The sequence below is a fragment of the Flexivirga aerilata genome (assembly GCF_013002715.1).
Taxonomy (GTDB): domain Bacteria; phylum Actinomycetota; class Actinomycetes; order Actinomycetales; family Dermatophilaceae; genus Flexivirga; species Flexivirga aerilata.
The window spans coordinates 1-12,289 of the sequence record NZ_JABENB010000002.1 but is presented as its reverse complement, the minus strand read 5'-3'; the positions used below and the strand labels follow the sequence as shown (position 1 = coordinate 12,289).

Here is a 12,289-nt window from a genome sequence, read left to right as displayed (position 1 = left end):
GGTTCTGCTCTCAGCAGAAACTGCGGCGCGGCCGCGGGCTGCCGTCATACGGTCGGGAGATGGGTGACGTGCGGCAGCTGCGACAGATCCGACCGGTGGAGCCTCTCTGGCGCGAGGTGCTCGGCACCCGCCTGCGCCAACTGCGCCGCCACCGTCGCATGACCCTGGCGGACACCGCTGCCATTGCTGGCATTTCGCCGCAATACCTCTCGGAGATCGAGCGCGGCCGCAAGGACCCCTCGTCCGAGATCGTCGCGGCCGTCGCCGGTGCGCTCGGCTGCACGCTCACCGAGGTGACCGACCTGACCGTGCGCGACCTGCGGCGGGAGACCTTCGCCGCGATGCCGCGCGGGCCGGTGGCGCTCGCCGCCTAGTCGGCTTCGCGGTAGGCGACCACCTGGTCGGCCAGACCGTAGGCGACCGCGTCGTGCGGGGTGAAGATCCTGTCCCGGTCGGTGTCCTTGCGCAGCACCTCCGGCGTCTGTCCTGTATGCCGGGCCAAGATCTCCTCGGCCTCGGCCCGCACTCGGATCACCTCGTCCGCGGCGAGGATCAGGTCCGGCACCGCGCCCTGACCACGGCCCGACGGCTGGTGCAGCAGCACCCGCGAGTGCGGCAGGAGACTGCGCCGCCCGGACTCGCCCGCCGCGAGCAGGATGGCCGCCGTCGAGCACGCCTGCCCCACACAGGTGGTCGCCACCGGGGACCGCACAAACCGCATCGCGTCGTAGATCGCGAACGTCGCGGTGAGCGAGCCACCCGGCGAGTTGATGTAGAGGTTGATCTCGCGTTCGGGCGCGGTCGCCTCCAGATGCAGGATCTGCGCGATCAGCGCGTTGGAGACGCCGTCGTCGATCTCGGTGCCGAGATAGACGATCCGCTCGGTCAGCAGGTGGCTGTAGACGTCCATGATGCGGTCGCCGCGCGCCGACGACGAGATGACGTTGGGGATCGTGTAGGTGGACATCTCAAACCCCCAGTCCCACAGGCGATTTGCGCGGTTTAATGGTGTCGACCGAGTCGATGATCCGGTCGACGAAGCCGTAGTCGACGGCCTGCCGCGCCGTATACCAGCGGTCCCGCAACGAGTCTTCGAAGATCCGGGCCACCGGCTGTCCCGTGTGCTCGGCGATGAGGCCGAGCACGGTGTCGCGGGTCTGGCGCAGATCGTCGGCCTGCAGCTCGATGTCGACCGCGGTGCCGGCGATGCCCGCCGAGCCCTGGTGCATCAGGATCTTCGAGTGCGGCAGGGCAAACCGTTTGCCAGGCGCTCCGGCGCTCAACAGGAATTGCCCTGCGCTGCAAGCAATTCCGAGTGCGAGCGTGGACACGTCGTTCGGGATCGCGTGCATCACGTCCATGATCGCCAGCATTGCCGGCACCGAACCGCCGGGTGAGTTGATCCAGAGGCTGATGTCGGCGCGACCGTCGTCCGCGGACAACAGGAAGAGCTGGGAGATCAGCCGGGTGCCGATCTCGTCGTCGAGCGCGGTGTCGAGCACGACGATGCGTTGCTCGAGCAGGTGCTCGGCGACCTGCCGGCTGAGTGGGTGGGGTGGACGAGGCTGTTCATCGGTCATGCAGCCAGCATCACTGCCGCACAACGCAATTGGCGACCCTTTGCTGCCGTGGGCAGCAAGCCCGGCAGCAAGGCCGGCGGCATACCGGCCGCAGATCAGCAGCTCGTCAGCCGGCCTTCGCCGGTCGCTGCTCCAGCGCATCGACCAGGCAGGCCAGCTCGGGTCGCTCGCGCGCGTCGTCCAACGTGTCGTGCAGGGTGCGGTCGTAGGTCGGCCGGGCGTCGGCGAGCAGGGCCGAACCCTTGGGGGTCAGCTCGGTGTAGATGCCGCGCCGGTCGTCGGCACACAGCACCCGCTGCAGCAGACCCCGATCCTCCAGCCGCGTTACCAGCCTGGTCGTCGCGCTGCTCGAGAGCGCCGCAGCGCGTGCCAACTGCTGCATGCGCATGTGCCAACCGTCCTGGCGCGAAAGGGCATCGAGCACGGTGAATTCCACGACGGACAAACCGTGTTCGGCGCTCAACGCCCGCTCGAGCGCCTGGTCGATCAGTCCGTGCAGCGCAGCGAGGGTGCGCCAGCCCTGCGCGCGGATCTCCACCGCGTCGTCGGCAATGCCCATGTCCGTCCTCCGGCTCCGGTCGCCCGACGGCGACGTGTTGCACACCACTATACCCGCGTTTGCAATATCCCGCGTGTGCAACTAGTTTTAGTTGCACACGCGGGATACCTGCCTACGCAACACGAGCGGCGTCCCACTCACCCACCCAACGAAAGTGACCACGAACATGCCCATCGGCTTGATCGCACTCGCGCTCGGCGGCTTCGGCATCGGCCTCACCGAGTTCGTCATCGCCGGCCTATTGCCCGACGTCGCAGACAATTTCGGCGTCACCGAGGCCAGCGCCGGCTGGCTGATCACCGGTTACGCTCTGGCCGTCGCCATCGGCGCGGTGCTGATGACCGCGGCCCTCACCCGCGTGCCGCGTAAACGCGCACTGCTCGGCTTGATGATCCTCTTCATCGCCGGAAACCTGCTCTCCGCGCTTGCCCCGTCATACGCCGTGCTGCTCTCGGGCCGGGTGCTCGCGGCACTGTGTCACGGCGCCTTCTTCGGCATCGACTCGGTCGTCGCCGCGTCGATGGTCGAGCCGGCCAAGAAGGCCGGCGCGATCGCCATCATGTTCGGCGGCCTGACGCTCGCCAACGTCCTCGGCGTGCCGCTCGGCACCCTGCTCGGCCAGCAGTTCGGCTGGCGCTCGACGTTCTGGGCGATCACGGTGATCGGCGTCGTCGCATTCGCCGGACTCGCGGCGCTCGTCCCGGCCGGGACGTCGACCCAGCGACCCGACCTGCGGGCCGAGGTGCGGGCGTTCCGCGAGCCTCAGGTCTGGCTGTCCCTCGCCATGACCGTGCTCGGCTTCGGCGGCATGTTCGGCGCGTTCACCTACATCGCCTACACCCTCACCGACCTGTCCGGCTTCCCCGCCGGGGCGGTGCCGTGGCTGCTGATCCTTTTCGGCGCAGGGCTTTTCGTCGGCAATGCCGTGGGCGGCAAGGCCGCCGACCGGTCCGTCCCGCGGACGCTCTATGTCGTCTTCACCGCACTGGCGGCAGCGATGGTGCTGTTCGCCGCGACCGCCGCGTCCCGTCCGATGGCGATCGTCTCGCTCCTGCTCATGGGCCTGTTCGGCTTCGCAACCGTGCCCGCCCTGCAGATGCGGATCATGTCGTATGCCGATCACGCGCCGACCCTCGCGTCGGGCTCGAACATCGCGGCCTTCAACGTCGGCAACGCCATCGGCGCCTGGCTCGGCGGCCTGACGATCTCCGCGGGCCTCGGCTACGCCTCACCGATCTGGGTGGGCGCGGCGATGACCGCCGGCGCACTCGTCGTGCTCGTGCTGGCGCAGGCCGCCGCCCGGCGTCGCGCACGTGAGCTGCGTCATACGGATGGCTTGACCGGATGTCACGCCGACGTGCTACCGTCCACATTGCGCTGATCTAGGCCAAATAGGTCAGGTGTCATCGAGACCCTCGGCACCCGTCAGCTGCTCCCCCACACACGACAGAAAGCCGTCCGCATGCCGCACGACCTGCCATCCCGCCGCACCATCGCCAAGGGGGCCGCTTGGGCGGCGCCGGTGGTCGCCGTCGCATCGGCAGCACCTGCCAGCGCCGCGAGCAACGGCTTCTCCCAGACCTGGACCGGCTACCAGACGGTGACCCACCTCGTGCCGGCATCCGTGCGCACTGTCACCTTCACGGTGACCGGCGGCGGGGGCGGCGGCGTCAGCTCGGTGCCCGGCGGACAGGGCGCGACCTACTCCGGCACCATCACGATGCCCGCCAGCTCGTCGGGCACCGCCCTGACGCTGGTGGTCGGCGCGGGCGGCCTCGGCGCCAATCGCAACGCCGGCGGCCAGGGCTTCGGCAACGGCGGCGCCGGCGGTGTCGGCCAGTCCACCACCGCGCGCGGCCGCGGCGGCGGCGGTGGCAGCGCCATCCTGATCGGCACCAGCCCGCTCGTCGTCGCGGGCGGCGGTGGCGGCACCGGGTCGGCCAGCGTCACCGGCACCTCCACCATCCAGATCACCGGCGGACCCGGCGGCAACGCTGCGGGCGGCACGGCCGCGGGCGGCACGACCACCGCGAGCAACGGCGCGACGTCCGCGACCGGCCCCGGTGGTGGCGCCGCCACCGGCGCGACCGGGGGTGCGGCCGGCGCCGGAGGGACCTCCGCCGGCACCGGCACGGCCATCACCCGGGCCGGCGTTGCCGGTGGCAGCGCGGGCACCGGCAACCAGGGCGGCGGCAACGGCGCCAATGGAGTGCCGATCAACTCCGCCGTCTCCACAACAGTGGGCACGGGCTCCGGCGGCGGTGGCGGCGGCTACGCCGGAGGTGGGTCCGGCGGTGCGGCCGGCCGCAGCACGGTGACCGTGGGTGGCGGTGGCGCAGCCGGCTCCAGCTACGTCGGCCCGACGGTGCAGATCACCGCGGGTCCGGTCGGAGCGGGCAACGGCGGCAAGCCGGATGGTGGCCCGGGCTCCATCACGATCACCTACTGACCGACCACTGACCGACCAAGCGGCCGGCGCCTCTCGAGGCGCCGGCCGCTTCGCATTCTGCACAAGGCAGACTCGTGACATGGCCAATCGTCTCGCCGATGCCCTGAGCCCCTACCTGCGCCAGCACGCCGACAATCCGGTCGACTGGCAGGAGTGGGGGCCCGAAGCGCTCGCGACAGCGCGCGAAGAGGACCGGCCGATCCTGCTGTCGGTCGGTTACGCCGCCTGCCACTGGTGTCACGTGATGGCGCACGAGTCGTTCGAGGATCCCGAGGTGGCTGCGGCGATCAACGCGGCATACGTCCCGATCAAGGTCGACCGCGAGGAGCGTCCGGACGTCGACGCGGCATACATGACCGCCACAACCGCGATGACGGGCAACGGTGGCTGGCCGATGACCTGCCTGCTGACCCCTGACGGCAAACCGTTCTTCGCCGGCACCTATTTGCCCAAAGCACAGTTCCTGCAACTACTTTCGGCAGGTCGCCACGCCTGGGAGACGCAACGGGAGCAGGTGCTCGCCTCCGGGGCGCACATCGCCCAGCAGTTGTCGGCGGCCACCGGACGGGGCCGGGAGGAGGCGGCGACGGCCGAGCTGGCCGATCGCGCGGTCCGCACTCTCTCCGGGGAGTATGACGAGACGAACGCGGGGTTCGGCACCGCGCCCAAGTTCCCGCCGTCGATGGTGCTGGAGTTCCTGCTGCGGCATCACCTGCGCACCGGGGACGCGACTTCGCTGCGGATGGCCGAGCAGATCTGCGAGGCGATGGCCCGCGGTGGCATGTACGACCAGCTCGCCGGCGGGTTCGCCCGCTACAGCGTCGACGCGACGTGGACCGTGCCGCACTTCGAGAAGATGCTCTACGACAACGCCCAGCTGCTGCGCGTCTACGCGCACCTGTGGCGGGTCACGAAATCCGAGCTGGCCGAGCGCATTGCGCAGGAGACCGCGGACTTCATGCTGCGCGACCTGCGCACCCCACAGGGCGCATTCGCGTCAGCGCTCGACGCCGACGCCGACGGCGTCGAGGGGCTGACCTACGCGTGGACCCCGGACCAGCTGCGCGAGGCACTCGGCGAGCCCGACGCCGGACGGACGGCACGACTGCTCGACGTCACACCGACGGGCACCTTCGAGGCGGGCGCCTCGACGCTGCAGCTACGGCACGACCCGGAGGACGCCCGATGGTGGCAGGACACCCGCGCCAAGCTGCTCGCTCGTCGCCGCACCCGCCCGCAGCCGGCGCGCGACGACAAGGTCGTCACCTCGTGGAACGGCCTGGCGATCGCCGCGCTGGCCGAGGCCGGCATGATCCCCGGGGTGCCGGAATGGGTTGACGCAGCACAGCAGTGCGCCGACCACGTGCTCGCGCTGCATCTCGTCGACGGTCGCCTCCGCCGCACGTCGCGCGACGGCCAGGTGGGTGCGGCCGCGGGGGTGGCGGACGACTACGGCAACCTGGCCGAGGGGCTGCTCGCACTCCACCAGGCAACCGGCGACGTCCGCTACCTCCGGGCGGCGGGCGAGCTGCTGCAGACAGCCGAAGCCCAATTCGCCTCCCCCGATGGCGGATTCCGCGACACGGCCGCCGACGGCGAGCAGCTTTTCCTCACGCCCCGCGGTGCGGGTGACAATGCCGAGCCGTCGGGCACCTCGAGTCTGGCCGGTGCCCTCCTCACCTACAGCGCCCTCACCGGGGACACCTCTGCTCGCGAGCATGCCGAGCGAGCGGTCGCCTCCATGGGCGAAGTCACCACGGCCGCACCGCGATTCGCCGGCTGGGCACTGGCGGTCGCGGAGGCAGCGCTGTCCGGCCCGCTCCAGGTGGCCGTCGTCGGCGACACCCCTGGCCCGCGCGGCCTGCGGCGCACCGCGTGGCGCACACCCGCCTCGGGCGCCGTCGTCGTCGCCGGCCCACCCGATGCCCCGGGGCAGCCGCTGCTCGCCGAGCGTCCGCTCGTCGACGGCGATCCGGCCGCGTACGTGTGCCGCGGGTTCGTCTGCGACCGGCCGGTCACCTCGTCCGAGGAGTTGGCCGCCGCGCTCACCCGCTCAGACGCATGAGCCGAGCGCCGTTGTCCCACAGGACTGTTCGCATCCAGTCGTCCCCCAGCTCAAGCCGAGCGAGCGCATCGAGCTGGTGCGCATAGGGATAGGGGATGTTCGGGTAGTCCGAGCCCAGCACCACCCGGTCGCGCAACCGCCCGAGACGTTCGACATACCCCTCCGGCAGCGGCGCGAAGCGCTCGGTGAAGTCGGTCGCCACCATCGTGGTGTCCAGGTGCACGTTGTCGAAGCGCTCGACCAGGTCCGCAAACGCGTGATATTCCGGCATGCCCGCGTGGGCGATGACCAGCGCCAGCGACGGATGCCGCTCGAGCACGCGCGCGACACGCTCGGACCCGGTGAACTCCCCTGGGATCGGCGCAGATCCGGCGTGTATGACGACGGGCACTCCTGCTGCGGCCAGTGCCTCCCAGGCCGGGTCGAGCAGCTCGTCGTCGGGGCGGTAGGCACCGACCTGGACGTGCATCTTGAAGAGCCGCACTCCCGCGTCGAGGGCTTCCCGCACGTAGTCACCCACGCCCGGCTCGGGATAGAGCGTCGCACTGTGCACCGCGTCCGGGACCCGTGCGGCGAAGTCCGTGCACCAGTCGTTGAGCCAGCGCGCCATCCCCGGCTTGTGCGGATAGGTGAGCGACGGCACCCCACGCACCCCGAGGTCGCGCAGCACCGCCAACCGGGTCGGTTCGTCGAAGCGGTAGGTGATCGGCCACTGGGCGCCGTAGTGCTCGGTGGCCTCGTCGAAGTAGTGCCACACCTTGACCAGCATCGGCTCGGGCAGGAAGTGCACGTGGATGTCGGCGAGGCCCGGCACGCCCAAGGCCGTGAGGTAGGCGGGGATCTCGGCGTCGGACTGCGGGCCGGGCGTCGTGGGCGTCGTCACGTGAGCGCCTGATCGATCGCGCGATAGGTGATCTCGGCGGCACCCTCCTGGCACTGCAGCACCAGCACTCCGGGACGTTGCCCGATCCGATGCACGAATTCTGTGTGATACCAGGACAATTCATCCTCCGTAGGCTCGAAATCCCGATGGCGCGCGGCGACCCGGCGACTGATGTGCTGCAGGCTGTCGATCAGCAGAAGCTCCCGGAAGTCGGCGCCGGCGGCCTCGGCGACCTGCGCCAGACGGTCGAGGAAGCTCTCGTCGAGCACCAGCTGCGGCAGCCAGACGTCGTGCCCGGCGCGCAGGTGGGTGCCGGCCATCGCGACGGCCAGCTCCCGCACCGCGCGCATGCCGTCCTGCGTATGCCGCACGGAGGCGCCGAGCAGGCCGCGCAACTCGTCGGGGTCCAGACTCAGCGTCATCGGTGCGCGGTCGGCCCGCAGCCTCGCCAGGGTCGACTTGCCCACGGCCGGCGGACCGTTGAGCAGGACGAGTTGCGGCACTCCTGCACCTTATCCACCCTGCCGTCCACCGTGCCCCGGCGTGCTGGGCCAGAATGACCGCATGACGCAGCGGGAAGTGCTCACCTGGGAGATGTTCGGCGACGCCAGCCGCGAGTTGGCGCAGGCAATCGCGGACGACGGCTACCAGCCGGACCTGATCATGTCGATCGCGCGCGGCGGTCTGATCCCCGCCGGGGCGATCAGCTACGCACTCGGCATCAAGAACGTGCACGTGATGAATGTCGAGTTCTACACGGGAGTCGACGAGCGCCTGCCGATGCCGGTGATGCTGCCGCCGGTCCCCCAGCCGGTCGATCTGTCGGGGGCGACCGTGCTGGTCATCGACGACGTGGCCGACACCGGCGGGACTCTCGACCTGGTGCGCGACTTCTGCCACAGCCACGTCAAGGAGACCCGGTGTGCGGTGATCTACGAGAAGTCGCGCTCGATCGTGAAGTCCGACTACGTCTGGAAGCGCACCGACGACTGGATCGACTTCCCGTGGTCGAGCAAGCCGCAGATCGCGTCGTTCGGGGCGCCCGCGGAGTGATCAGCCCTGCGGGCGCACGAACGGGAATGCCAGCGTCGCCTTGATGTTCTGTCCGGTCAGCATCATCACCAGCCGGTCGACGCCGAAGCCGAGGCCGCCGGTCGGTGGCATCGCGTATTCCAGGGCCGAGAGGAACGCCTCGTCCAGTTGCATCGCCTCGACGTCCCCTGCCGCGGCCGCCATCGACTGTTCGGTGAAGCGCTGTCGCTGATCAACCGGGTCGGTGAGTTCGCTGTAAGCAGTGCCCATTTCGGCGCCGAACGCGACAAGGTCCCACTGCTCGGCCAGTCGTGGGTCGGTGCGGTGACGCCGGGCGAGCGGCGACACCTCGACCGGGAAGTCGCAGTAGAACGTCGGGAACGTCGTCTGCTTCTCCACCAAGGCCTCGTAGAGCTCCATCACCAACTTGCCCGCCGAGTGCTCCGGTCGCACGGCGACGTCGTGCTGCCGGCAGACCCGCGCCACCTCCTCGCGGCTGGACGACGAGGTGAGCTGCACGCCCGCGGCCTTCGACACCGCGTCGTGCACGGTGACCACGGGCCACTCCGGTGAGAGGTCGACCTCGTCATACCCACCAGCACCGTTGGGGCGCAACGCAATCGGTCGACCATGTATGGCGGTGGCGACGCGCAGGAAGACCTCGCGGGTGAGCACGCGCATCGTGTTGTAGTCGCCGTAGGCCGCGTAAGCCTCCAAGGAGGTGAACTCTGGGTTGTGCGTCGCGTCGGCACCTTCGTTGCGGAAGTTGCGGTTGAGCTCGAACACCCGCTGAAAACCGCCGACCACCAACCGTTTCAGGTAGAGCTCGGGTGCGATGCGCAGATAGAGCTCCATGTTGTAGGCGTTGATGTGGGTGGTGAACGGTCGGGCGGCCGCGCCACCGTGAATCGGCTGGAGCATCGGGGTCTCGACCTCCATGAAGCCGTGCTCCACGAAGGCATCCCGCATCGTGCGGACCGCGGTGGACCGCTGCGCCAGCATGCCGCGGGCGTGCGCGTCGACGAGCAGCTCGAGCGACCGGTTGCGCGCGCGCACGTCGTCACTGAGGTGCGCGTGCAGGTCGGGCACCGGCCGAAGGCACTTGGCCGCCATCTGCCAACTGGTCATCAGCACCGAGAGTTCGCCGTTGCGCGAGGTCGCGACCGGACCGGTGACGCTCACCAGGTCACCGAGGTCGACCGCCTTGCGCCAGAGGCACCGGGCGGCGTCCGGCGAGTCGGCGGTGGTGACCATCACCTGCATCATCGACCCGTCGTCGTCGAGGACCGCGAAACAGACCCCGCCGAGGTCCCGCAGCGCGCGCACCCGGCCGGTCACCGACACGACGTCGTCGGTCACCGTGTCGGGGGCGAGGTCGGCGTATGCCGGCACGATGTCGCGCACCCGGTCCGAGCGCGGAACCTGCACCGGGTAGGCGTCGACGCCGGCCTCGTCGAGCAGGTCGAGCTTGCCGCGTCGCACCTTCTGCTGCTCGGACAGGTGAATCGCCGGCGGCGCGGGCAGCAGCAGCGCGTCCTCCTGCTCGATGACGCGCTCGACGAACCAGGGCTCCGGGCGCGGCGGCTGCACGTCGGACGGGCGCGGTCCGGTCAGCATCCGCGGCCCGATCATCGGCACGAAGCCCTCGGCGATGCCCATGGCCAGACCGGCGCGAGGCACGGTCAGCGCGGGGTCGTAGCACAGCAGCCGCGGCACCCACGTCGGCTTGTACTTGTCGTTGGAGCGGTAGAGCGTCTCGAGCTGGAAGAAGCGGGACGCGAAGGACAGTGCGGCGTCGTTGATGCGGGTGATCGGCCCGGCGCCGACCTGGTCGGCGCTGCTGAACACCTCGCGGAAGACCGCGAAGTTCAACGAGATTCGCCGGATGCCGTGCTCGGCGCCCGCCTCGATCAGCTGGGCCACCATGTATTCGTTGAGGCCGTTCTCGGCGTCCCGGTCCCGACGCATCAGGTCCAGGGAGATGCCACGCACCCCCCACGGCACGAACGACAGGAACCCGCGTATGGCGCCGGTCGCGTCGTGCGCGGTGATGATCACGCAGCGCCCGTCGGCCGGGTCGCCCAGCCGGTTGAGCGCCATGGAGAAGCCGCGCTCGGTCTCCTCCCCGCGCCACTGCTCGGCCAGCTGCGAGATCTCCTGCAGCTCCTGCGGTGACAGCTCGCTGTGTCGCCGCACGCGCGTGCTGTAGCCGGCGCGGCTCACGCGCGTCACCGCCTGGCGCACCGGGCGCATGGTGCGACCGCGCAGCGAGAACGACTCGGTGTCGATGATCGCCTCGTCGCCGAGGGCGAACGCCTTGAGGCCGGCCTCGACATACTCCCGGGTCCCGCGCTCGGAGCTGGACAGCACCGCGGCGTAGAGACCGTGTTCGCGGCATTGCTGCAGCCACGCCTGGATCGCCGGCTGCCACGAGCTCGCCCGCCCGATCGGGTCGGCGCTGGCGACGCTGACGCTGCCCTCGTTGCGATAGGTCACGGCCGCGGCGCCGTCCGGGGAGAAGACGACGCTCTTGTCGCGGCGGGTCGCGAAGTAACCGAGCGAGTCGTTCTCGCCGTGCAGCAGGATCAGCCGGCGTACGGCGAGCTCCTCGTCGGCGCTCTGGAACTGTCGTCCACGCCCGGACCGCAGGAAGACCAGGCTGGCAAGCAGCAGCGCAATGGTCGACATGATGCCGGCGAGCCCGTAGATCCAGGCGTAGCCGACGTGACCGTGCATGCCGGGGCTGGTGGAGTCGCTCGCGATGCCGAAGGTCGAGCGGAGCGCGAAGCGGCCGATCTCCCGGGTGCCGACGAGTTCCTTCGGCGCGGTGGCCGCGAGTGCGAAGGTGATGGCGAACGACGTGGCGAGGCCGGCCACCAGCACCAGCACCGCGGCCAGGCGGCTGCCTTCGGCGAGACGCGCCGGGAACGCACTGCGCGAGCGCGCCACGACGACGAGGACTGCCAAGCCGATCGCGAAGAAGACCGCGGTGACCGGGACGCTGGTGATGAAGGAGTAGTAGTCGCGTTCGAAACCGCGCAACTGGGTGTCCTGCAGCCATTCCTGGCGGAAGATCGCGCTCAGCATCACGGCCAGGCTGACCAGGACGCTGATCCCCATGAGGATCACGACCATGGTGAAGCCGGCGCGGAGCCTGCGTCGCACCGCGCCGGCGAGCACGAACAGCAGGCAGACGATGAAGAGGCTCGGCTCAGACGGGACGTTCACCAGGCCGAGCAGGTCGGCGACGATCTCCACGACGATGTTGTGTCGCAGCGGGACGCTGATCAGCGACCAGATCGCGGCGAACAGGTAGACGCGGCCGATCCACCGGGCGACCTGCTCTCGCCACGGCACCGGCACCCGGTCGCGACGCGGGCCGCCATACGCGTTGATGGTGCCCTTGAACAGCTGCGGTAGCTTCGGCAACGTTCCCTTGTCCAATGCAGCCTTCTCCCCCGGATCATGGACCGCGGCCTCCATGACGCGGCGTCACCTGGAGGGTAACCATCTCATACGCGCACTCGCTGGGGGTGCGATGACAAGAGGCTGAACATGACAAAGGCCCGCCTGATGCAATCAGGCGGGCCTTTGCTTCAAATGTATGTTCGGCGGTGTCCTACTCTCCCACACCCTACCGAGTGCAGTACCATCGGCGCTGAAGGGCTTAGCTTCCGGGTTCGGGATGTGACCGGGCGTTTCCCACTTCGCTATAACCGCC

11 protein-coding genes and 1 rRNA gene are annotated in these 12,289 nt (G+C 69.8%); 5 read left to right on the top strand and 7 right to left on the bottom strand.

Annotated elements, in window-relative coordinates; genetic code table 11:
• The first annotated feature begins 59 nt into the window (after positions 1-59).
• Entirely contained in the window at positions 60-374 is a 315-nt protein-coding gene (locus tag HJ588_RS11920; protein WP_171155846.1) for a helix-turn-helix domain-containing protein, read from the top strand.
• Here the strand turns inward: HJ588_RS11920 and HJ588_RS11915 are convergent.
• The 3 genes from HJ588_RS11915 to HJ588_RS11905 all read right to left on the bottom strand — a co-directional run bounded on the left by HJ588_RS11915 (position 371) and on the right by HJ588_RS11905 (position 2,139).
• Positions 371-967 carry a ClpP family protease gene (locus HJ588_RS11915; RefSeq protein ID WP_171155843.1) on the bottom strand — a complete coding sequence of 199 codons (597 nt, stop codon included), beginning with the start codon at positions 965-967 and terminating at the stop codon, positions 371-373. The genes HJ588_RS11920 and HJ588_RS11915 overlap by 4 nt on opposite strands.
• A gap of 1 nt (position 968) precedes the next feature.
• Positions 969-1,580, bottom strand: a complete 612-nt coding sequence (locus HJ588_RS11910; protein WP_171155841.1) for a ClpP family protease — start codon at positions 1,578-1,580, stop codon at positions 969-971.
• A gap of 106 nt (positions 1,581-1,686) precedes the next feature.
• Positions 1,687-2,139, bottom strand: a complete 453-nt coding sequence (locus tag HJ588_RS11905; RefSeq protein ID WP_171155839.1) for a MarR family winged helix-turn-helix transcriptional regulator — start codon at positions 2,137-2,139, stop codon at positions 1,687-1,689.
• A gap of 166 nt (positions 2,140-2,305) precedes the next feature.
• Between HJ588_RS11905 and HJ588_RS11900 the strand changes: the two genes are divergently transcribed.
• The 3 genes from HJ588_RS11900 (at position 2,306) to HJ588_RS11890 (ending at position 6,653) form a co-directional block, all read left to right on the top strand.
• Positions 2,306-3,520, top strand: a complete 1,215-nt coding sequence (locus HJ588_RS11900) for an MFS transporter (protein ID WP_171155837.1) — start codon at positions 2,306-2,308, stop codon at positions 3,518-3,520.
• Positions 3,521-3,601: 81 nt separating this feature from the next.
• Positions 3,602-4,588, top strand: coding sequence for a hypothetical protein (locus HJ588_RS19780; protein WP_171155835.1), 987 nt, complete (start codon positions 3,602-3,604; stop codon positions 4,586-4,588).
• Positions 4,589-4,667: 79 nt separating this feature from the next.
• Positions 4,668-6,653 carry a thioredoxin domain-containing protein gene (locus HJ588_RS11890; RefSeq protein WP_171155833.1) on the top strand — a complete coding sequence of 662 codons (1,986 nt, stop codon included), beginning with the start codon at positions 4,668-4,670 and terminating at the stop codon, positions 6,651-6,653.
• On the opposite strand, the gene HJ588_RS11885 is transcribed toward HJ588_RS11890, so the two are convergent.
• Entirely contained in the window at positions 6,634-7,536 is a 903-nt protein-coding gene (locus HJ588_RS11885) for an amidohydrolase family protein (protein ID WP_343036696.1), read from the bottom strand. The two genes, HJ588_RS11890 and HJ588_RS11885, sit on opposite strands and share 20 nt — an antisense overlap.
• Positions 7,533-8,039 carry a P-loop nucleotide/nucleoside kinase family protein gene (locus HJ588_RS19035; RefSeq protein WP_212755879.1) on the bottom strand — a complete coding sequence of 169 codons (507 nt, stop codon included), beginning with the start codon at positions 8,037-8,039 and terminating at the stop codon, positions 7,533-7,535. Before HJ588_RS19035 ends, HJ588_RS11885 begins: the two co-directional genes overlap by 4 nt.
• Before the next feature lie 61 nt (positions 8,040-8,100).
• Between HJ588_RS19035 and HJ588_RS11880 the strand changes: the two genes are divergently transcribed.
• Positions 8,101-8,589 (top strand): phosphoribosyltransferase, encoded by a 489-nt coding sequence (locus HJ588_RS11880; RefSeq protein ID WP_171155831.1) that lies wholly within the window; start codon positions 8,101-8,103, stop codon positions 8,587-8,589.
• On the opposite strand, the gene lysX is transcribed toward HJ588_RS11880, so the two are convergent.
• Complete coding sequence (gene lysX / locus HJ588_RS11875) at positions 8,590-12,051, bottom strand: bifunctional lysylphosphatidylglycerol synthetase/lysine--tRNA ligase LysX (RefSeq protein ID WP_171155829.1); 3,462 nt, start codon at positions 12,049-12,051, stop codon at positions 8,590-8,592.
• A 123-nt stretch (positions 12,052-12,174) separates the two neighbouring features.
• Positions 12,175-12,289 (bottom strand): 5S ribosomal RNA (rrf, locus tag HJ588_RS11870); the annotation flags it as partial.

Coding starts and splice junctions, on each gene's coding strand:
- HJ588_RS11920 (WP_171155846.1), top strand. CDS start 60: ATGGGTGACGTGCGGCAGCTGCGACAGATCCGACCGGTGGAGCCTCTC.
- HJ588_RS11915 (WP_171155843.1), bottom strand. CDS start 967: ATGTCCACCTACACGATCCCCAACGTCATCTCGTCGTCGGCGCGCGGC.
- HJ588_RS11910 (WP_171155841.1), bottom strand. CDS start 1,580: ATGACCGATGAACAGCCTCGTCCACCCCACCCACTCAGCCGGCAGGTC.
- HJ588_RS11905 (WP_171155839.1), bottom strand. CDS start 2,139: ATGGGCATTGCCGACGACGCGGTGGAGATCCGCGCGCAGGGCTGGCGC.
- HJ588_RS11900 (WP_171155837.1), top strand. CDS start 2,306: ATGCCCATCGGCTTGATCGCACTCGCGCTCGGCGGCTTCGGCATCGGC.
- HJ588_RS19780 (WP_171155835.1), top strand. CDS start 3,602: ATGCCGCACGACCTGCCATCCCGCCGCACCATCGCCAAGGGGGCCGCT.
- HJ588_RS11890 (WP_171155833.1), top strand. CDS start 4,668: ATGGCCAATCGTCTCGCCGATGCCCTGAGCCCCTACCTGCGCCAGCAC.
- HJ588_RS11880 (WP_171155831.1), top strand. CDS start 8,101: ATGACGCAGCGGGAAGTGCTCACCTGGGAGATGTTCGGCGACGCCAGC.
- lysX (WP_171155829.1), bottom strand. CDS start 12,051: ATGGAGGCCGCGGTCCATGATCCGGGGGAGAAGGCTGCATTGGACAAG.